This is a genomic window from Streptomyces olivochromogenes (assembly GCF_021538895.1).
GTDB lineage: Bacteria > Actinomycetota > Actinomycetes > Streptomycetales > Streptomycetaceae > Streptomyces > Streptomyces olivochromogenes_A.
Window position 1 is genome coordinate 1 of sequence record NZ_JADDRL010000034.1, and the last position, 19,828, is coordinate 19,828.

The window sequence follows — 19,828 nt, forward strand, 5'->3', positions numbered from 1 at the left end:
CTGGGGTGCGTCGTGACGGTCGGGGTGGGTCTGGGCGTCGCTGTTGTGGCGGGTTGGGGTGTCGTTGTCCGGCTGTGTCGCGGGGTTGTTGTCCGGCCGAGGTACATCGTCACTGTCGGGCTGGGGTACGCGGTCGCTGTCCGGCCGGGTCAGGGCGTCGTTGTCCGGCCGTGGGACGGGGTAGTCGTCCGGCCGGGGCACGCCCTCACAATCTGGCCGGGACGGGGCCTCGCCATCGGGCTGGGGCGGGGTGTCGCCATCGGACCGGGTCACCCGGTCGTCGTCCGCCCGGCATACGCCCTGGTCGTCCGGCCAGGGCAGGTCCCCGGCGTCCGGCCAGGGCAGGTCCCCGGCGTCCGGCCAGGTCACGCCTCCGCCATCTGCCCGGCTTGCGCCGTGGCCCTCCGGGCGGCTTGCGCCCCGGCCCTCCGGGCGGCTCACGCCCCGGCCTTCCGCGCGGCTCACGCCCCGGCCCTCCGGGCGGCTCACGCCCCCGCCCTCCGCCCGGCTCACGCCGAGGACCACCGCCGCCGTCCCGTCCGGGTCCGGTGGCGAACCGTCGGTCAGTACCTGGAGGGGCAGACCGCGTAGGCGTGCCTCCAGCCTGGCCCAGTCCGCCGCCGCTCTGCCGTCCGTCGCCGGGCCGGCGCTTGCGAGCACCACTCGTTCCATGAACCTACGCCTCTCTGCCACGCGTCCTCGCCCCGCGGGAGCGAGCCCCCTCCAGCCCCGTCAGCCCTCCAGCCCCCGACCCCCTGCTTCCCGGCCGGTAGGCCAAGCGTCGAGTCAGCCCGTCCGGTGGCCCCAGCGGGGGCCGATCCGGTCCCACTCGCGGTCCCACCCGTCCAGGCGCCGTCGGTCGAGCCGTCGCCGCGCCACCGTGCCGGCGGCGAGGGCGGCGCCGGCCAGGGCGCAGGCGGCGCCGGTGCCGGCCAGTCCCGCTTCGACGGCCGCCTGCGTGCGGCCCGCCGGTTCGGGGACGAGCCCGCCGGTGTCGTCCTGCCAGACCCGGACCTCGGACCCCGCCTTCAGGCCGGTGTCCACCCGGGCCTCTCCGGTGCGAACGGTGCCGTCCGGCGCCGTCCAGCGCGCCGAGGCCGGGCTCCGGTCCTCCGCCCGCCGGGACGCGGCGGCGTTCCCGGCGGCGTCGGCGAGAAGTACCGCCCGCACGGGATGCCGCTCGGCACGCTGCCGGGCGAACGCCGCCTCCGTGGCCTGGGCCGTCACCAGTCCGGCCGCGGCGCCGCCCAGCAGGACGACCGCCCACACGACCAGCACGGTCCAGGCCTCGACGACGTCGTCGTGCCGTCGCAAGGGGTTGGTCCGCCACCGCCACAGCCGCTTCCTCGCGCACTGGCTGCCGCGCATGGGTCCGCCCTCCCCTTCGTCACCGTCGTCACCGTGCCGTCCTCACGTCCACGCTGACAGCCGGGGCGTCGGCGCGGCATGGGCCGACCAGGGGCCGCCGCAGGGCCGGTCGGGCTCCGGTCCCGAGCGCCGTACAGGGGGCCGTTCAGCCCTGGAACGGGACGGCAACCGGGTGTGCCTGGGCGGGGACAGATTCCGTCCGGTCGGTCATGGGGGCCGGTCGGCCCAAGCGCGATCCGCCGAGACCGGACAAGCTGGAAGAGCGCGGCAAAACGGGCAAGGCTCCCGCACGCGCGCGACGCAGGACCACGAGGAGGCTGAGGAGCGCATGAAAGGCTTTGTCTTCCACGGCCCCGGGCAGTCCGCCTGGGAGGAGGTTCCCGACCCCGCCCTCAAGGAACCCACCGACGTGATCGTGCGGGTCGACGCGGTCTCCATCTGCGGGACCGACCTGCACATCCTCAAGGGCGACGTCCCCGAGGTGCAGCCCGGCACCGTGCTCGGACACGAGGCCGTCGGCGAGATCGTCGAGGCCGGCGACGACGTTCGGTCCGTACGTCCCGGAGAGCGGGTCCTGATCTCCTGCATCAGCGCCTGCGGACGCTGCCACTACTGCAGAGAGGGTGTCTACGGCCAGTGCCGGGACGGCGGCGGCTGGATCCTCGGGCACCTGACCGACGGCACCCAGGCCGAGTACGTGCGCGTCCCGTACGCCGACCTGTCCGTGCACCCGCTGCCCGCCACCGTGGACAACAGGGACGCGGTCCTGCTCGCGGACATCTTCCCGACCGCCTACGAGGTCGGCGTGCTCAACGGGCGGGTCTGCCCCGGCGACACCGTGGCCGTCGTCGGAGCCGGCCCCGTCGGACTCGCGGCGATCGCCACCGCCCGCCTGTTCGCGCCCGAGCGGATCATCGCCGTGGACCTGGCCCCGGCCCGGCTGGAGGCGGCCCGGCGGCTGGGCGCCAACGCCGTGGCGGACGTCGAGGAGGCTCCGGCGCAGCTGGTCGCCGACCTCACGGACGGGCTCGGCGCGGACGTGGTCATCGAGGCGGTCGGCACACCGGAGAGCTTCGAGCTGTGCACCGAGATGGTCCGGCCCGGCGGCCACGTGGCCAACGTCGGCGTGCACGGCAGGCCCGCCACCCTGCACCTCGAAGACCTGTGGAACAAGAACGTCACCATCACCACCGGCCTGGTCGACACCCGCTCCACGCCCACCCTGCTGCGCATGACCGCCGCCGGCCGGCTGCCCACCGAGCGCATGGTCACCCACACCTTCCCGCTCGACCGCATGGAAGAGGCGTACGACGTCTTCGGCCGGGCCGCCGAGACCGGCGCGCTCAAGGTGGTACTCGGCGGGGAGCAGCACGAAGTGGCCGTCCGGGCGGCCTGACGAGAGGACGTGACGTGCCATGGCCGAGCGGACTCGGGCACACCCCGAACAGACGCGGGCGCACCCCGAACAGACTCCGACGCACAGGGTCGAGGGCGTTCCGCTGGGCGATCTCGGCCGCCGGCTGGCCACCCGGCGCTCCCAACTCGGCCTGACCCGGCGGGAGACGGCCACCCGCGCGGGCATGGCGCCCAGCTATCTCGCCTACCTGGAGGAGCACCCCGGCGCCGCGCCGGGCCCCGGCCCCCTGCTCCGGCTCGCCGAGGCGCTGGAGACGACCGTCAGCGAGCTCACCGGCGGCGAGATCGACCTGCCGCCCGGCCCCGCGCGCGCCGCCCGCACGCCGGAGTTCACGCAGCTGGAGCCGCCCGAGTGCCGGGCCCTGCTCGCGACACACGGCGTCGGCCGGCTCGCGGTGTCCACGGAGTCGGGGCTCGTGATCGTGCCGGTCAACTACAGCGTGATCGAGGGTTCCGTCGTCTTCCGCACCACGCTCGGCGCGACACCGGCGCTGGCGGCCGGCTCCCGGGTCGCCTTCGAGGTCGACCGCATCGACGACGCGTTCAGCCGCGGCTGGAGCGTGCTCGTGCGCGGGGACGCCCGCGCCGTGACCGACGCCGACGAGCAGCGCCTGCTCGACTCGCAGGCACACAGCACCCCGTGGCCGGGCGGCCGGCGCGATCTGTGGGTGCGCATCGGGCTCGACACCGTCACCGGCCGCCGGATCAGCCTCTGACGCGGGCCCTTCTCCGGCCCGACCGGGACCGATGGCCCTCGTCGCGGGGCCCCCGCCGCCGGAGGATGGAGGAGTCAGTGCCGCTGTACCCGGCGAGAGACGAGACGGCTGATGTACCCCAACGATGGTTTCCGCGAGCTGGACCGGGAGGAGTGCCTGCGCCTGCTGGCGAAGGTGCCCCTCGGCCGCATCGTGCACACGCGTCACGCCCTGCCCGCCGTGCTTCCGGTGAACTTCGGCCTGGACGAGGACGGCGCGGTGCTGCTGCGCACGTCGGCGGCCTCGGAGCTGGTGCGGGCGATCGACGGCGCGGTGGTCGCGTTCGAGGCCGATCAGGTCGACGCCGTCGCACAGTCCGGCTGGAGCGTCGTCGTCACCGGGCCCGCGACCGTCGTGACCGACCCCGCCGAGCACGAGCGGCTGGTGCGCAGCGGTCCGCGCTCCTGGGTGCCCGCGCCGCAGGAGGTCTTCGTCCGCATCGAGCCCGAGCTGGTCACCGGCCGGGAGCTGGTCGGCGGCCGCACCCTGTACGGCGTCGACCTGCGCACCTGACCCTGACCCCCGAACGACCCCCGAACGGCCCCGCCACAAGGGGCCGTTCGGCGTGTCCGGGGGGCTTTCGGCACCTCGGCCCGCCGTCGGCGGACGACGAACATCGTCCGCGTGAGCGCCGTCCCGGCCCGCCCCGGCCGGGATGCCGCCCCCGAGCGGTGCGGACGCCGACAGGAGGGACACGGGACATGACTGCCGATCACGTGGTCGTCGGAGTGGACGGCTCAGTGGTCTCCGTACAGGCCCTGGACTGGGCCGCCGAGGAGGCGGCCCGGCGTGGTGCCGGGCTGCGTGTGCTGTACGCCGTGCCGGACCGCGACGAGGCGGCACCGGTGCTCGGCTCGGCCGCGGCGCGGGTGTGCGCCCGGCATCCGGGGCTGCCGGTGGAGAGCGTGGCGGCGGAGTGCGGCGCCGTGCGGGCGCTGGCCCGCGCGAGCGAACGGGCCGCCCTGACCGTCGTGGGCACCCGGGGCCTCGGGCGGCTGTCCGGCGCGGTGTTCGGCTCGGTCGGCCGCCGGCTCGCCGCCCACGCGCGCGGCCCGCTGGCCGTGGTGCGCGGCGACCACCCGTGCGGCGGCGGGGCGGCGCGGGACGTACTGCTCGGTCTGGAGGGCGACACGGACGGCCGGGCGGCCGCCTACGCCGTCCAGGAGGCCGAGCGGCGCGGTGGCCGGTTGTGTGTCCTGCACCCCGTCACGCGCCTCGTCCTGGCCAGGCTGCGGGAACAGCATCCGTACGTCGCGTTGGAGTCCCGGGCGGTCCCCGTCCGCCCGCCGAACGCGCTCCTGGACGCGACCGGCGCGGCCGCGGTCGTGGTCATCGGCTCCCGGCGGCCCGCCGGACGCTCCGGCCGCCGGCCGGGCCCGGTCGCCCGGTCCCTGCTGCACCGCGCGCGCTGCCCGGTGGTCGTCGTGCCCGCCACGTGAACGGCGGCGGGTGAGCCGCTCTCAGCCGTCCCCGGGACAGTCGTCGGGCCCGTTGCCGGGGCCGTCGTCGGCCGTGAGGAGGACGCCGGTGACCAGGTCGGGGCGGATGCGCACCGCCAGGTCCATGGTCTGGTCGATCCAGGGGCGCAACAGCGCCTGGTAGCGGGCGAGTTCCTCCGGGTCGGTGACCAACTGCGCGAAGCCCGTCACCACCACGCTCCAGCCCAGGTGCGTGTCCGGGTCGATGACGTCGGCCTCATACGCGACGACCACCCCCGGGCCGTCGGAGCGCCGGGTGTGCGAGGTCAGGGCCGCGCCCTCGTGGGTGCGGATGACGATGTCGCCGCCGTCCAGGACGTGGTTGACCGGGCGGACGGTGGGCAGCGCCTGGCGGGTGAACACGATCCTGCCGAGGGACACGCTGCCCAGCAGGCGGAGGGCCTCGGCGCTGTCGAGGTCGATCCTGCGGCGCGGGCCTGGGCCGGCCGGTCGTTCGTCGTCGCGGGCCATGGGGGGAATCCGTACGGGTGTGACGGGTGTGTCGCTCACTGCTCTCGGTCTCCGGCCGGTACTCCGGGGTGGTCGTGTCGCACGCCGCCGGGTGCGGCCTCGGACGCTTCGATCAGACCATTGGAGCCGCGGCGGCCCGCTCGGCGCCAGGGCCGTTCGGCCCTGACTCGCGTCCGGCCGGTCCCGTGCCCGGTGTCCGGGCGGACGGGCTTCGGGCCGGGCCACGGCAATCCGGTGCCGTGCCGGGGCACGGACGCAGGACGGAGCGACACCGCGGGGGATCGGTGCCGCTCCTGACTCCACTGTCCCGCGATCCCGTCCCGGATCCAAGGGCCGATCGGTTCTCGCGCCGGTCCGGACGGCCCCGACCGGCCGAATCGGGGCGGTGCGCCGGTGGATCCGGCGCCGACGGGGACGTCCGCACGGGCTGGCCAGGGGATGACCGGCGCCGCGCGGCCGGGCCGGGCGGGGCGGCCGCTCGGTTGGCCGGTTCGCCCGCCGCTCGTGGGCCGGATCACCCGGTGATCGACCGGTCGTGTCACCGGCCGCCCGGCGGGCCGTGTCACCAACGAGCGCCTCCGCCGGTCCGTTCCAGCGCGGCCCGGCCCGCCTCCAGCCGGGCCACCGGGACCCGGAACGGCGAGCAGGAGACGTAGTCCAGGCCGGCCGCGTGGAAGAAGTGCACCGAGTCGGGGTCGCCGCCGTGCTCGCCGCAGACGCCGATCTTCAGGTCCGGGCGGGCCGCACGGCCCTCGTCCACGGCGATACGGACCAGCCGGCCCACGCCGTCGCGGTCGAGCGTCTCGAACGGGGAGATGGCGAAGACACCCTTGTCGAGATAGGCGGAGAAGAACTCCGCCTCGACGTCGTCCCGGGAGAAACCCCAGGTGGTCTGGGTCAGGTCGTTCGTACCGAAGGAGAAGAACTCCGCCTCCTGGGCGATCCGCCCCGCCGTGAGCGCCGCCCGCGGCAGCTCGATCATGGTGCCGACCGGGCAGGGCAGCGGCACACCCGTCTCCGCGGAGACCTCCGCCAGTACCCGCTCGACCTCCGCGCGCTCGATCCGCAGCTCCTCGACCGCGCCGACCAGCGGCACCATGATCTCCGCCCGCGGGGAGCCCCCGGCCCGCACGCGCGCCACGACCGCCTCGGCGATCGCCCGGACCTGCATCGCGACCAGCCCCGGCACCACCAGCCCCAGCCGCACGCCCCGCAGGCCGAGCATCGGGTTCTCCTCGTGCATGCGGCCCACGGCCTCCAGGAGCTCGGTGTCCCGCAGGGACGGCAGCTCCCCGCGGGCCTCGGTGGCGGCGACGCGGACGGCGAGCTCGGTGTGGTCGGGCAGGAACTCGTGCAGCGGCGGGTCCAGCAGCCGGACGGTGACCGGCAGGCCGTCCATCGCCGCCAGGATCCCGGTGAAGTCCACCCGCTGAAGCGGCAGCAGCGCCGCGAGGGCCCGGTCCCGCTCGCCGTCCGTGCGGGCCAGGATCATCTCCTCGACCAGGTGCCGCCGCTCGCCCAGGAACATGTGCTCGGTGCGGCACAGCCCGACGCCCTGGGCCCCGAACCGGCGGGCGCGCGCCGCGTCCTCGGGCGTGTCGGCGTTGGCCCGCACCTCCAGCCGCCGTACCGCGTCGGCCTGTTCGAGGGCGCGGGCGACCGCGGCGACGACGCCCGCCGACTGCTCGCCGGTCTCCAGGTACCGCATGACCGTCGACGGAACGAGCGGTGCCGCCCCCGGGTAGACGGCGCCGGTGGAGCCGTCCACCGAGATGACCGTGCCCTCCTGGACGACGGTGCCGTCCCGGGTGGCGAAGCAGCGGTTCTCGGTGTCCACGGTGAGTTCCTCCGCGCCGCACACGCAGACCCTGCCCATGCCGCGGGCGACGACGGCCGCGTGGCTGGTCTTGCCGCCCCGGCTGGTCAGCACCGCCTGCGCGGCCACCATGCCGGGCAGGTCGTCGGGCGTCGTCTCCTGCCGTACGAGGACGACCCGCTCCCCGGCGGCGGCGCGCCGTACGGCCTCCGCGGAGTCGAACACCGCCGCGCCGACGGCCGCCCCCGGTGAGGCCGGGATGCCGTGGGCGAGCGCGGCACCGGTCACCGAGGTGTCGAAGCGCGGGAACATCAGCCGCGCGAGCCCCTGCCCGCCGACCCGGATCAGGGCCTCGTCGGGAGTGATGAGCCCCTCCTCGGCCAGCTCGGCGGCGATGGCGAAGGCGGCCTCGGCGGTGCGCTTGCCGACCCGGGTCTGCAGCATCCACAGCCGCCCGCGCTCGATCGTGAACTCGATGTCGCACAGGTCGCGGTAGTGCCGCTCCAGGGTGAGCATGTGGTCGCGCAGCTGCCGGTACGACCGCGGGTCCAGCCGTTCCAGCTCGGCCAGCGGCACGGTGTTGCGGATGCCGGACACGACGTCCTCGCCCTGCGCGTCGGCCAGATAGTCGCCGTACAGGCCCGGCCGCCCGGTGGCCGGATCGCGGGTGAAGGCGACACCGCTGCCGGAGTCGGCGCCGAGGTTGCCGAACACCATGCGCTGCACGGTGACCGCCGTGCCCAGGTCGTCGGGAATGCCCTCGCGCCGCCGGTACAGGCGGGCGCGCGCGCCGTTCCAGGAGCGGAACACCGCGAGGACCGCCCGGCGCAGCTGCTCGGCGGGGGACTGCGGGAACTCCTCGCCCGTCCCGTCGAGGACCAGGTCCTTGTACGTGTCCGTCAGCCCGGCCAGGTCGCTCGCGTCCAGGTGCAGGTCGTCCGGGGCGCCGCGGGCCTCCTTGAGCCGCGTCATGGCCTCCTCGAACCGGGACGCGTCGACGCCCATGACCGTACTGCCGAACATCTGGACGAGCCGGCGGTACGAGTCCCAGGCGAAGCGCTCGCTGCCGGACGCCTTGGCCAGGCCCAGGACGGAGTCGTCGGTCAGGCCGACGTCCAGGACCGTCTCCATCATGCCGGGCATGGAGAACCGGGCGCCGGAGCGGACGGACAGCAGCAGCGGATCGTCCGGTGCCCCGAGCGGACGCCCGGCGGAGTCCTCCAGCGCGGACAGGTGCCGGGCGACCTCCTGCGCCATGCCCTCCGGCTCGGCACCGGTGGCCAGGAAAGCGCGGCAGGCCTCGGTGGTGACGGTGAACCCGGGCGGGACGGGCAGCCCCAGCCGGGTCATCTCGGCCAGGTTCGCGCCCTTGCCGCCGAGCAGGTCGGCCATGTCACGGCCGCCTTCCGCGAAGTCGTACACGTAACGGGCCATGGCGTCGGTCTCCTCGGTCCGGGGACTCGTTCCGCCTCCAGTGTCGAACGGGTGGGCCCGGCAGGTCAGATCCTGCGCGATCCGGTACCGTCCCTGCGCCCCGGCCATTACGGTGGCACATGACCGGACCGGTCGGGTTCTGTGAAGATCCGTGTAGAGGGGACCTGGAGGAGCGCGGGTGGGAAGCCCCGAGGAGGCGCGTGTACGGCTGCCACAACTGAGGCTGGACGAGCTGCTGGAAGAGCTGCAGGCCCGGCTGGACGCGGCCCGCGGCACGCGGGACCGGGTGCACAGCCTGCTGGAGGCGGTGCTCTCGGTCGGCCGGGAACTGGACCTGGAACAGGCCCTGCACAGCATCGTGGAGGCCGCCGCCGCACTGGTCGACGCCGAGTACGCCGCCCTCGGCGTGATCGGCCCCGACGGCAGACGGCTGTCGGCCTTCCACACGGTCGGCGTCGGCGAGGAACAGATCGCCGCGATCGGCCCGTTCCCGGAGGGCCACGGCATCCTGGGGGAGCTGATCCGGCACCCGGAGCCGCTGTGCCTGGCGAAGATCTCGGAGCACCCGGCCTCGTACGGCTTCCCGCCGCACCACCCGCCCATGAACACGTTCCTGGGCGTCCCGATCCGCGTGCGCGACCAGGTGTTCGGCAACCTGTACCTGACCGAGAAGCGCGGCGGCGGCGAGTTCGACGAGGAGGACGTCTCGGTCACGCTGACCCTGGCCGTGGCGGCCGGTGTCGCGATCGACAACGCCCGGCTGTACGCCGAGTCCCGGCTGCGCGAGCGCTGGCTGCGGGCCAACGCGGAGATCACCCACAGCCTGATGTCCGGAGCCGGCCACGCCGAGGTGCTCGGACTGATCGCCGAGCGCGCCAGGGAGATCACCGGCGCCGCTTTGGCCGTTGTCGCGATGCCCATGGCCGAGGACACCGGCCCGCTCAGCGTGGAACTGGCTCTCGGACAGGGCGCGGACGCCCTGCGCGGCCTGGTGCTGCCCGAGGACGGCAGCCTGGTCGGTGAGGCGTTCGCCCGCGCCGCCGCCGTCACCTGCGAGGACGTCACGGACGACGAACGCTTCGCGGCCGGTTTGCCGCAGCTCACCGGCCTCGGCCCGGCCGTGGCCGTCCCCATCGGCACGGTCGGCGGAGGCGTGCGCGGCGTGGTCCTGCTGGTCCGCGAGACCGGTCACACCCCGTTCACCGACAAGGAGACCGAGCCCCTTCAGGTCTTCGCGGCGCAGGCGGCCATCGCGATGGAGCTGGCCGAACGCCGCCGGGACGCGGAGGAGATCGCGGTGCTCAAGGACCGCGACCGGATCGCCCGGGACCTGCACGACCTGGCGATCCAGCGGCTGTTCGCCACCGGCATGACGCTGCAGAGCGCGGGCCGCTTCATCGAGCACCCCGAGGCGGGCGAGCGGGTGCTGCGGGCGGTGGACGACCTGGACGAGACCATCAAGATCATCCGGTCGACGATCTTCGGCCTGCGGGCCCGTGAGGGCACCGCCGGGACCGGCCTGCGGGCCCGCGTCGTCCGCGTGGCGGGCGAGGCGGCGCCGGTGCTGGGCTTCGCCCCCAGCGTGCGGATGGAGGGCCTGCTCGACACCGACGTGCCGCGCGAGATCGCCGACCACGTCGTCGCCGTCCTGTCCGAGGCCCTCACCAACGTCGCCCGGCACGCCCGCGCCGGCCGTGCCGACGTGGCCCTCGCCACCGACGGCCACGAGCTGAGACTGTCGGTCACCGACAACGGCGTGGGCATCCCGCCCGACGGCCGCCGCAGCGGACTGCGCAACATGGCCGAGCGCGCACAACAGCTCGGCGGCGAGCTGACGTTGGACACGCCCGACGAGGGCGGAACCGCGCTGGTCTGGCGCGTGCCGCTGCCCGAGCGGGAGGCCCCCGGCGCCGTCTTCGAGGCGTAGGCTCGGCAGCGCGCAGCGGTCTGGACCGTTCGGCCCATGCGATCACCGGACTCTTGACCGAGCCTGGAAGTGTCGGACGCAGGGACCTGAGCCCCCCCGGAGGTCGCCATGCACGACACCAGGTACCGCGACACGCGGTACATCGTGAGCGATGTGATGACCCACACCGTCGTGGCGCTGCGCCCAGGAGCGGCCTTCAAGGACATCGTGAAGACCATGCGGCAGTGGGACATCAGTGCCCTGCCGGTGGTGGACGACGATCAGCGGGTCGTCGGTGTCGTCTCCGAGGCGGACCTGCTGCGCAAGGAGGAGGTCTCCGACGGCGGTCTCGACGCCTACGTCGACCCGCTGCGCCGGCCCGACCTCGCCAAGGCCGCCGCCGTGACCGCGGGGGAGCTGATGACCACCCCGCCCGTCACGGTGCCACCGGACGCCACCCTCGCCCGGGCGGCACGCACGATGGCCCGCGGCGGCGTGAAGCGGCTGCCGGTGGTCGACGGCGACGGTGTGCTGAAGGGCATCGTCAGCCGGTCCGACCTGCTCAAGGTCTTCCTGCGGGAGGACCGGGGCATCGCCGAGGAGATCCGCCGCGAAGTTGTCGCCCACCTGTTCGACGGGCCGTACGACGCGGTCGAGGTCGAGGTGCGCGACGGCGTCGTGACCCTGACCGGCCGCATCCGCGACACCGCGCTCGTGCCCGTCGCCGTACGGCTGGTGCGCACCGTCGAGGGAGTGGTGGACGTGGACTGCGCGCTCGCCGGACCGCGCCGCCAGCCCAACCTCGACCCGGACCTTCCTCAGACCGAAGGAGCCCGGCCGGCCTGACACACCCGGACGGCCGGCGACGCGGGAAGGAGGCGACGGCCGATGGCGAGAACACGCCGAACGAAGCGAACGAAGCGGACGAAGACGGCCGGGCCAGGGCCGCGGCGATGGGCCTGGCGCTGGCGCAGCAACCCGCTGCGGCGCCGCAGCGACGCCGTCGAGGCCTGGATCGTGCTCGGCACCTGGGTGTTCACCGTGCTGGGCGCGGTGTTCGCCGGCGTGCTGGCGGCGGCGGTGGTGGACCACACCCTCGCCGAGCGCCGCGCGCAGGTGCACGCCGTCTCCGCCGTGCTCACCCGGTCCGCGGCGGACTCCGTGCCCGCGGCGAGCGGATACGACGACGGCCGGGTGTGGGCGACCGTGCGCTGGACCGACAAGGACGGCTCCGTGCACCAGGACCGGGTGAAGGTCGTCCCGGGGGTCGACAAGGGCAGCCGGATCACCGTGTGGGCGGACCGCGCGGACCGCGCCGTCTCCAAGCCGCTCACCCCGGCGGAATCCATGCTCCAGGCGGCCGTCACCGGTGTGCTCGTGGCGCCGGTCGCCGCGGTCGCGGTGTGGGCCGGGGGCCGGCTGGTGTGCGGGCGCCTGATGCGCCGGCGCATGGCCGAGTGGGACGAGGAGTGGAAGCGGATCGGCCCGCAGTGGCGCAACCTCAGCGGAGGAAGAGGGTGACCCACGGCCGGGGAACGACGTCATGACCATCAGGGTCCGGGGCCCGGAGGAGAAGACGGGTACCAGGACCAGTCCGGTGCGGCACGCCTGAACGGCGGTTCGGGCCGACGCGCACCCGTGTGCGCGGCCGGGGTTTCCCGGCCGCGCACACCGATGTCCGGCCCCGCACGCCCTGTCCCGCCCGCGCCCACCGCCGTCCGCGGCGCGGCGGTCCTCGTCGGTCACCCCACGCGCGCGACGGCGAGGTGGCAGTCGACGTTCACCACGCCTTCCACGCTCCGCACCAGACGGACGGCCAGCGGGATCCGCGCGACGTCCGGGACCCGTCCGGTGAGGGTCACCACGCCTCTGGCCACCGCGATCCGCACGGGTTCGAGAGGAGCCGGGAAGAGGACGTCGACGACGTCGCGCCGGACCTCCTCGGCGATCTCGTCGTCCGGCCGCAGGAACACCTTGAGCAGGTCGCCCCGGCTGACGAGCCCTTCGAGGGTCCCCTCGGCGTCGAGCACGGGCAGCCGCTTGACGTGGCACAGGGCCATGATCCGGGCGGCCTCGGCAAGGGTGGCCTCGGCGTGCACGGTGACGGCCGGCGAGGTCATCAGCTCCTCCGCGGTCAGCGCACCCGCCTTGGCCAGGTCGGCCATCCGCAGCCGCTGCGTGAGCCGGTCCGGGTCGCTGTCCCGGAACTCCTCCTTGGGCAGCAGGTCCGCCTCGGAGACCACACCGATCACCCGGCGCTCGCCCTCCAGCACCGGAACGGCGCTGATCCTCCACTGCCCCATGAGGCGGACGATGTCCTTGAACGCGGCCTCGCGTCCCACGGTGACGACGTTGCGTGTCATCACGTCGCTCACGATGTGCGGGCTGCCGTACACGGTGTCCTCCTCGGAGAAGTCCGGTGCGCTCGACGGTGACTCCCAGCCTCCGGCCGGCGGGCACCGGGCACCACAGGCCGCTCGGTCCCGACAAGGGGTCGTTCGGCCCTGTGACGGACGGTGCGAAGCGCGTACGGCGACGGCGGGGCCACGGGCGCCCACGGCACGGCGCGAGGAGCCGGGCGGCACGTACGGCGCGGCACGACAGGGCGGGAAGGATGCCATCCGCTTCTCGCGGATCCTGATTGCGCGGTGCGCGGCCGACGGCCGCTTCCCCGCGTCCGAAGCTGTCCTTCCCGCCACCTCCAGCACACCACGCCGACCGGCGCGGCGCCAGGGCCGACCGGACCCGATGTCGAAGCGCTCCGGTGGCGGCCGCGCCCGGCGTCGCCGTATCCGCCCCGGCGCCGACGCCCGGCAGAGGAGGCCACCGTGACGGGCTGGACCTGGGAGTACGAGGGATACGAGCCGGCGGACGAACGCCTCAGGGAGTCGCTGTGCAGCCTGGGCAACGGCTATGTCGCCATCCGCGGCGCGCTGCCCGAGTGCGCCGCGGACGACGTGCACTATCCGGGCACCTATGTGGCCGGCTGCTACAACCGGCTCACCTCTGATGTGGCGGGACGCCGGGTCGAGAACGAGGACATGGTCAACCTGCCGAACTGGCTGCCGCTGCGGTTCCGCCTCGCCGGGCGGGAGTGGCTCACCCCGGACACCGCGCCGGTGCTCGACCACCGGCAGACGCTGCGACTGGACAGGGGACTGCTGGAGCGCCGGACCCGCTACGGGCTCGGTGCGGGCCGCGCGCTGAGCGTGCGGCAGCGGCGCCTGGTGCACATGGGCGACCCCCATCTGGCCGCCCTGCGCACCGAGTTCACCGCCGAGGGCGTCACCGGCGACCTCGGCCTGGACGTCGAGGCCGCGCTCGACGGCGGTGTCACCAACGCCGGGGTCGCACGCTACCGCGACCTGGACGGCCACCACCTGGTCCATGTGCACACCGGCAGTGCCGCCCCGGACACGGTGTGGCTGCGCTGCCGCACCCGCACCTCCGACATGGGCGTCGGCATGGCGGCCCGGCTCACCGCCGACGCCCCGGTGACCGACCGGCACGAACCGCCCCGCGCCGTGCAGCAGACGTGCCTGCGGCTGGCCCCGGGCCGCACCGTCACCGTCGACAAGACCGCCGCCGTCCACACCTCGCGCGACCGGGCGATCGGCGACCCGCTGCGCGCCGCCGTCGACCGGGTGACGGCCGCGCCCGGCTTCGACGACCTGCTGGAGACCCATCGCACGGCCTGGGACCAGCTGTGGCGCCGGGCCGCACTGGACGTCCCCGGCGAGGCGGGCCGCATCCTGCGGCTGCACCTCTTCCACGTCCTGCAGACCCTCTCCCCGCACACCGCCGATCTGGACGTCGGAGTACCGGCCCGGGGGCTGAACGGCGAGGCGTACCGCGGCCACGTCTTCTGGGACGAACTGTTCGTCCTGCCCTACCTCAACCTGCACTTCCCGGAGGTGTCACGGGCGCTCCTGCGCTACCGGCACCGGCGCCTGGAGCGGGCCCGCGCGGCGGCCCGGGCGATCGGCCGGCGCGGCGCGCTGTACCCGTGGCAGAGCGGCAGCGACGGCCGCGAGGAGACGCAGGAACTGCACCTCAACCCCCGCTCGGGGCGCTGGCTGCCGGACCACTCCCGGCTCCAGCGGCACGTCGGCTCGGCCGTGGCCCACAACGTGTGGCGCTACTGGGAGGCGAGCGGCGACACCGAGTTCCTGCACACCCAGGGCGCGGAGATGCTGCTGCAGATCGCCCGCTTCTGGGCCGACTCGGCCGTCTACGACGACGGCCTGGGCCGGCATCGCCTGCGGGGCGTGGTCGGCCCCGACGAGTACCACGACGCCTACCCCGGCGCGGACGGGCCCGGCCTCGACGACAACGCGTACACCAACGTCACGGCGGCGTGGGTGCTCGCCCGCGCCCTGGAGCTGCTCCCCGTCCTGCCCGAGCCGCGCCGGCGTGAACTCGTCGAGCGGACCGGCCTGGAGGACGGCGAGCTCGGGCGCTGGGAGGAGGTCTCCCGCACCCTCCACGTGCCCTTCCACGACGGTGTCATCAGCCAGTTCGAGGGCTACGCCGACCTCGCCGAACTCGACTGGGACGCCTATCGCGCGCGGTACGGCGACATCCGGCGCCTCGACCGGATCCTGGAGGCCGAGGGCGACACGGTCAACCGCTACCGGGCGTCCAAGCAGGCGGACGTCCTGATGCTCGGCTACCTCTTCTCGCCCGCGGAACTCCGGTGCCTCTTCGAGCGGCTGGGCCACCGACTCGACGACCGGACCTGGCAGCGCACCGTCGACTACTACCTGCCGCGCACCAGCCACGGATCGACGCTCAGCGGCCTGGTCCACGGCTGGATCCTGGCACGGGCCCGACGCGCTCGGGCGTGGGAGTTCTGCCAGGAGGCCCTGCGGGGCGACATCGCCGACGTCCAGGGCGGCACCACCGGCGAGGGCATCCACCTGGGCGCCATGGCGGGCACCCTCGACCTGGTCCAGCGCGGACTGACCGGGCTGGAGACCAGGCAGGGGGCGCTGTGGCTCGATCCCGCGCCGCTGCCCGAACTCTCGTCGTTCGGGTTCTCCCTGCGCTACCGCGGGCACTGGGGCGTACGACTGCGGTGGGAGCACGGGCTGCTGGAGGTGACGGTGCCCCCGTCCGACCGTTCACCGATCGAGCTGAGGCTGCCGGACCGCACGCTCCACGTCCGGCCGGGCGGGACGTCCCGGCTGCGGCTCGGGGACCCGGCGCCGCCCGGCGCGTGACGCGAACCGCTCGGTCAGGCCTCTATCGGGCCGGTCAGCTGGACTATGTCGTCCGAGGCCACGTCGTGCAGGCGGACGGCGAGGTCCTCCAGGGCTCGGCTGGCGGCGAGTTCGTCACCGATCTCGGGGATCGGCCGGTCCAGCGGATTGCGCCGGGCGTGGCCCCGGCCGGTGACGGTCGCCGTGTCGCGGGTGGTCAGCACGGCACGCGCCTGCGTGTCGTCGCCGTCCTCGGTGATGAAGATCTGCACGGTCCACTGCTTGGCATCCACCGTGGTCACCTCCGTAGGCGAAACCCCCACTTACCAGGCTGCGCCCGCGCGCGGTCGCGGTCCAGAGCCGGCCGGCCCTTTCCGGCGCCGGGGCACCGGCGACGTTCCCGGCCCCCGCGACGGAACGGCAGGCCGTAGGCTCCGAGGCATGCGGATCTCCGTCTCCTCGGACATGGACGAACCCGTGGCGCGCTTCCTCGTCGAGGAACTGCGGCGCCGCGGCCACGAGGTGCGCACGTACGGCGCGCTGGAACCCGGGGTGGACCCGCAGTGGGCGGTCTGCTCCGAGGCGGCGGCCCGTGACGTGCCCGCCGGGGCGGCGGACCTGGCCGTCGTCTGCTGCTGGACCGGCACGGGTGCCTCGATCGCCGCGAACAAGGTGCCCGGCGTACGGGCGGCCCTGTGCGCCGACGCGTACACGGCGGACGGCGCCCGCCGCTGGAACGACGCCAACGTGCTCGCCCTCAGCCTGCGCCTGACCTCCGAGCCCGTCCTCAAGGAGATCCTCGACGCCTGGTTCGCGGCCGAGCCCAGCGCGGACACCGAGGACCGCGCGAACGTGGCCCACGTCGGACGTCTCGACGCCCGCTGACGGACCTTCGGCGGCGCGGCTCCCCGGCGGTGTTCGGTGAGCGGTGTTCAGTGAGCGCCGAGTCCGCCGCCGCCGAACGAGCCGCTCGTGCCCTTGCTCCAGCGCGGGCGGTCCTGCGACGTGCTGGGCTTGGTGCCGAAGTTGCCCACGTCGTACGGGGTGAGCGGGCGTTCGCCCTTGGGGATCAACGGAATCTCGTCGGGTTCCCGGTTCTCACGGATCTCGTGCACCGCGCCCTCCGGCGGCAGCTTCGGCTGCTCCTCGGGACGCGGCCGGAGCGACTCGCTGTACTTCACCCGGGAGGTCATCCAGTAACCCCCGGCGAGCACGGCCAGTACGGCGACGGCCACCACGAAGAAGAAGAGACCCATCAACCCGCCGCTCGCCGCGGCCAGCTGTATCGATTCGGTACTCATAGGACAGGAATACCCTACTCAGAACGGGGCGAACCGGACACTTTGTGTGGTCGGTCGTCGACACAGGGTCACCGGGAAAGAGGCGGCGTTTGGTCGCGGCGACTCCGGTTACTCGCCGGGTGTGACACCGACGACGACTTCCCAGCAGGAGCTGTACCGGTTCCTGGAGGACCGTTTCGCGTGCGCACAGGCATGTACGGAGTGCGCCCGGGCGTGCGCGCTGCGCGCGAGCCTGATGGACCCGGGTGAGGTCGACGGGCAGGAAGGGGTGCGGCGGCACGCCATCATGTGCGCCGAGGTGTGCGACGCGACCTGCCGCGTGCTGTCCGAGCAGAACTGCCAGGACGAGGCCGGCATCCGCATCCAGCTGGAGTGGTGCCGCACGGTCTGCGTCGAGTGCGCGCACGCCTTCGACGGACACTCCGGCGCCGAGGAGGCCGCCGCGGTGTGCCGGGCGTGCGCCAGGGCCTGCACGGACTTCATCGGGATCCTGTACTGAGCCACTGCCCCGTCGCCATTCCCAATTTCTGGAACACGTTCTACGGTGTGCGCCGTCAGGACCGGCCATCGGGAGCCTGGAGGCGCCGTGCATCTCGACCACACGCCCGAACAGCAGCGGCTGCGCACCGAACTGCGCGCCTACTTCGCGGACCTGGTACCGGACAACGCCTATGCCCGCTACGCCGACCCGGCGGCGCAGAAGCGCTTCTACCGCGACACCATCCGGCGGCTCGGCACCGACGGCTGGCTCGGCGTGGGCTGGCCGAAGGAGTACGGCGGGCGCGGCCTGACCCCCATGGAGCAGTTCATCTTCTTCGACGAGGCCGCGCAGGCCGGCGTACCGCTGCCGCTGATGGCGCTCAACACGGTCGGCCCGACACTCATGCGTTTCGGCACCGACGAGCAGAAGGCGTACTTCCTGCCGCGCGTCCTGTCCGGCGAGATCGACTTCGCGATCGGCTACAGCGAGCCCGACGCCGGTACCGACCTCGCCGCGCTGAAGACCCGGGCCGTACGCGACGGCGACGAGTACGTCGTCAACGGGCAGAAGATCTGGACGACCAACGGCGACACGGCGGACTGGGTGTGGCTCGCGGTGCGCACCGACCCCGCGGCGCCCCCGCACAAGGGCATCACCATGCTCCTCGTGCCGACCTCCGACCCCGGCTACTCCTGCACCGTCATCAACACCCTCGCCTCGCACGACACGACGGCCAGCTACTACGAGAACATCCGCGTCCCCGTCTCCCGCCGGGTCGGCGCCGAGAACCAGGGCTGGCGGCTGATCACCAACCAGCTCAACCACGAGCGCGTCACCCTCGCCGCCCACGGCACCATGGCGATCCGCGCCCTGCACGACGTCCAGCGCTGGGCGATGGAGACCAAGCTGGCCGACGGCCGCCGGGTCGTCGACCTGCCCTGGGTGCGCCGCCGCCTCGCCCAGACCCACACCAGGCTGGACGCGATGAAGCTCCTCAACTGGCAGATGGTCACCGCCGTCCAGGACGGCACCCTCACCCCGCACGACGCCTCCGCGGTCAAGGTCTACGGCTCCGAGGCCCGCCGCGAGGCCTACGCCTGGCTGATGGAGATCGTCGCTGCCGCCGGCCCGCTCAGGGAGGGCTCGGCGGGCGCCGTCCTGCACGGCGAACTGGAACGCGGCTATCGCTCCGCGGTGATCTTCACCTTCGGCGGCGGCAACAACGAGATCCAGCGCGAGATCATCTCGTGGATCGGCCTGGGGATGCCGCGGGTACGGCGCTAGCCTGCGGGTATGCCTGCGGCCATGGGTGACCACCACATACCTGACCCCGGGCTGTTCGGACCGTCCTCGGTGACCTGGCAGATGCACGGCGACCCGATGATGTGGGTCGCCGGGATCCGGGCGCTCTACCTCCAGGCGCTGCACCCGCGCGCGGTGCGCGGCGTGCTGCAGAACTCCGACTTCCGGCGGGACGCCTGGGGCCGGCTGCTGCGCACCGCGAACTTCGTCGGTACGGCGACGTACGGCACGACCGAGGCCGCCGAACGGGCCGGAGCCCGGGTACGGAAGATCCACAGCATGCTCCGGGTGACGGATCCGGACACGGGGGAGCGGTACGGCGTCGACGAACCCGAGCTGCTGCTGTGGGTGCACTGCGCCGAGATCGACTCCTATCTGCACGTCATGCGCCGCTCGGGCTTCGCGCTCACCGACGCGCAGGCCGACCGGTACATCGCCGAACACCGGGTCAGCGCCCGCCTGGTGGGCCTCGATCCCGACGCCGTGCCCGGTGACCGGCAGGAGATGGCCGGCTACTTCGACACGGTGCGCCCGCAACTGGCCGCGGGAGACGAGGCACGCGCGGTGGACGACTTCCTGCTCCGTCCGCCGACGCATCCCCTGCTGGTCCCGGCGCGGGAGGTGCTGTGGCGGCGTGTGGCGCAGCTGGCGTACGCCTCTCTGCCGCCGTACGCCCACGAGCTGTACGGCAGACCGGCCCCCGCACCCGCCACGGTCACCCGGCGACTGCGTGCCACCGGCACCGTCCTGCGCGGTGTTCCCGCACGTCTGCGCTGGCAACTCCCGCCCAAACACATCCTGCGCGCCATGGACCGACTCGGCCCAGGCGCACGCCCGGCACCGTACAAAGTCGGGCGATAGGCCGCCATACTGGACGAGCAGGGGGGTGTGTCACGGAT

The 19,828-nt window shown here is 73.9% G+C and carries 18 protein-coding genes and 1 pseudogene; 12 read left to right on the forward strand and 7 right to left on the reverse strand.

Translation table 11 applies throughout. The annotated features are described in order from the left end of the window. Positions 1 to 672, reverse strand: a pseudogene (locus tag IPZ69_RS18860) (hypothetical protein); the annotation flags it as partial. Positions 673 to 786: 114 nt separating this feature from the next. After that, entirely contained in the window at positions 787 to 1,368 is a 582-nt protein-coding gene (locus IPZ69_RS18865) for an Rv1733c family protein (RefSeq protein WP_235455312.1), read from the reverse strand. Positions 1,369 to 1,696: 328 nt separating this feature from the next. Between IPZ69_RS18865 and IPZ69_RS18870 the strand changes: the two genes are divergently transcribed. From IPZ69_RS18870 to IPZ69_RS18885, 4 genes are all read left to right on the forward strand, one after another. Further along, on the forward strand, positions 1,697 to 2,764 hold the full coding sequence (locus IPZ69_RS18870) for a zinc-dependent alcohol dehydrogenase family protein (RefSeq protein WP_235455313.1): 1,068 nt from the start codon (positions 1,697 to 1,699) through the stop codon (positions 2,762 to 2,764). 19 nt (positions 2,765 to 2,783) lie between these two features. Beyond that, complete coding sequence (locus IPZ69_RS18875) at positions 2,784 to 3,500, forward strand: helix-turn-helix domain-containing protein (protein WP_235455314.1); 717 nt, start codon at positions 2,784 to 2,786, stop codon at positions 3,498 to 3,500. Positions 3,501 to 3,611: 111 nt separating this feature from the next. Beyond that, positions 3,612 to 4,052, forward strand: coding sequence for a pyridoxamine 5'-phosphate oxidase family protein (locus tag IPZ69_RS18880; protein ID WP_235455315.1), 441 nt, complete (start codon positions 3,612 to 3,614; stop codon positions 4,050 to 4,052). Positions 4,053 to 4,240: 188 nt separating this feature from the next. Further along, a complete protein-coding gene (locus IPZ69_RS18885; RefSeq protein WP_235455316.1) occupies positions 4,241 to 4,978 on the forward strand; it encodes a universal stress protein in 738 nt (245 codons plus the stop codon). Positions 4,979 to 4,999: 21 nt separating this feature from the next. Here the strand turns inward: IPZ69_RS18885 and IPZ69_RS18890 are convergent, their stop codons facing one another. Then, entirely contained in the window at positions 5,000 to 5,488 is a 489-nt protein-coding gene (locus IPZ69_RS18890) for a pyridoxamine 5'-phosphate oxidase family protein (protein ID WP_235455317.1), read from the reverse strand. Positions 5,489 to 6,050: 562 nt separating this feature from the next. Beyond that, entirely contained in the window at positions 6,051 to 8,738 is a 2,688-nt protein-coding gene (ppdK, locus tag IPZ69_RS18895; RefSeq protein WP_235455318.1) for a pyruvate, phosphate dikinase, read from the reverse strand. Between the two features lie 178 nt (positions 8,739 to 8,916). Between ppdK and IPZ69_RS18900 the strand changes: the two genes are divergently transcribed. The 3 genes from IPZ69_RS18900 (at position 8,917) to IPZ69_RS18910 (ending at position 12,165) form a co-directional block, all read left to right on the forward strand. Then, on the forward strand, positions 8,917 to 10,665 hold the full coding sequence (locus IPZ69_RS18900) for a sensor histidine kinase (protein ID WP_235455319.1): 1,749 nt from the start codon (positions 8,917 to 8,919) through the stop codon (positions 10,663 to 10,665). A 108-nt stretch (positions 10,666 to 10,773) separates the two neighbouring features. Beyond that, the gene (locus tag IPZ69_RS18905) at positions 10,774 to 11,490 is read left to right on the forward strand and encodes a CBS domain-containing protein (protein ID WP_235455320.1); all 717 of its coding nucleotides are present in this window, start codon (positions 10,774 to 10,776) and stop codon (positions 11,488 to 11,490) included. Positions 11,491 to 11,532: 42 nt separating this feature from the next. Continuing rightward, positions 11,533 to 12,165 (forward strand): Rv1733c family protein, encoded by a 633-nt coding sequence (locus IPZ69_RS18910; RefSeq protein ID WP_235455321.1) that lies wholly within the window; start codon positions 11,533 to 11,535, stop codon positions 12,163 to 12,165. Between the two features lie 221 nt (positions 12,166 to 12,386). Here IPZ69_RS18910 and IPZ69_RS18915 read toward each other — a convergent pair whose 3' ends face one another. Then, entirely contained in the window at positions 12,387 to 13,040 is a 654-nt protein-coding gene (locus IPZ69_RS18915; protein ID WP_235455322.1) for a CBS domain-containing protein, read from the reverse strand. Between the two features lie 432 nt (positions 13,041 to 13,472). Between IPZ69_RS18915 and IPZ69_RS18920 the strand changes: the two genes are divergently transcribed. Continuing rightward, entirely contained in the window at positions 13,473 to 15,866 is a 2,394-nt protein-coding gene (locus IPZ69_RS18920; protein ID WP_235455323.1) for a glycoside hydrolase family 65 protein, read from the forward strand. A 14-nt stretch (positions 15,867 to 15,880) separates the two neighbouring features. Here the strand turns inward: IPZ69_RS18920 and IPZ69_RS18925 are convergent, their stop codons facing one another. Further along, the gene (locus IPZ69_RS18925) at positions 15,881 to 16,138 is read right to left on the reverse strand and encodes a DUF1876 domain-containing protein (RefSeq protein WP_374293440.1); all 258 of its coding nucleotides are present in this window, start codon (positions 16,136 to 16,138) and stop codon (positions 15,881 to 15,883) included. Positions 16,139 to 16,286: 148 nt separating this feature from the next. Between IPZ69_RS18925 and IPZ69_RS18930 the strand changes: the two genes are divergently transcribed. Next, on the forward strand, positions 16,287 to 16,730 hold the full coding sequence (locus IPZ69_RS18930; protein WP_235455325.1) for an RpiB/LacA/LacB family sugar-phosphate isomerase: 444 nt from the start codon (positions 16,287 to 16,289) through the stop codon (positions 16,728 to 16,730). 47 nt (positions 16,731 to 16,777) lie between these two features. Here IPZ69_RS18930 and IPZ69_RS18935 read toward each other — a convergent pair whose 3' ends face one another. Beyond that, a complete protein-coding gene (locus IPZ69_RS18935) occupies positions 16,778 to 17,146 on the reverse strand; it encodes a DUF6479 family protein (RefSeq protein ID WP_235455326.1) in 369 nt (122 codons plus the stop codon). Between the two features lie 121 nt (positions 17,147 to 17,267). Between IPZ69_RS18935 and IPZ69_RS18940 the strand changes: the two genes are divergently transcribed. The 3 genes from IPZ69_RS18940 (at position 17,268) to IPZ69_RS18950 (ending at position 19,790) form a co-directional block, all read left to right on the forward strand. Then, positions 17,268 to 17,645, forward strand: coding sequence for a ferredoxin (locus tag IPZ69_RS18940; protein WP_235455327.1), 378 nt, complete (start codon positions 17,268 to 17,270; stop codon positions 17,643 to 17,645). Positions 17,646 to 17,732: 87 nt separating this feature from the next. Further along, positions 17,733 to 18,911 (forward strand): acyl-CoA dehydrogenase family protein, encoded by a 1,179-nt coding sequence (locus tag IPZ69_RS18945; protein ID WP_235455328.1) that lies wholly within the window; start codon positions 17,733 to 17,735, stop codon positions 18,909 to 18,911. A 9-nt stretch (positions 18,912 to 18,920) separates the two neighbouring features. Next, the gene (locus tag IPZ69_RS18950; RefSeq protein ID WP_235455329.1) at positions 18,921 to 19,790 is read left to right on the forward strand and encodes an oxygenase MpaB family protein; all 870 of its coding nucleotides are present in this window, start codon (positions 18,921 to 18,923) and stop codon (positions 19,788 to 19,790) included. Positions 19,791 to 19,828: the final 38 nt, after the last annotated feature.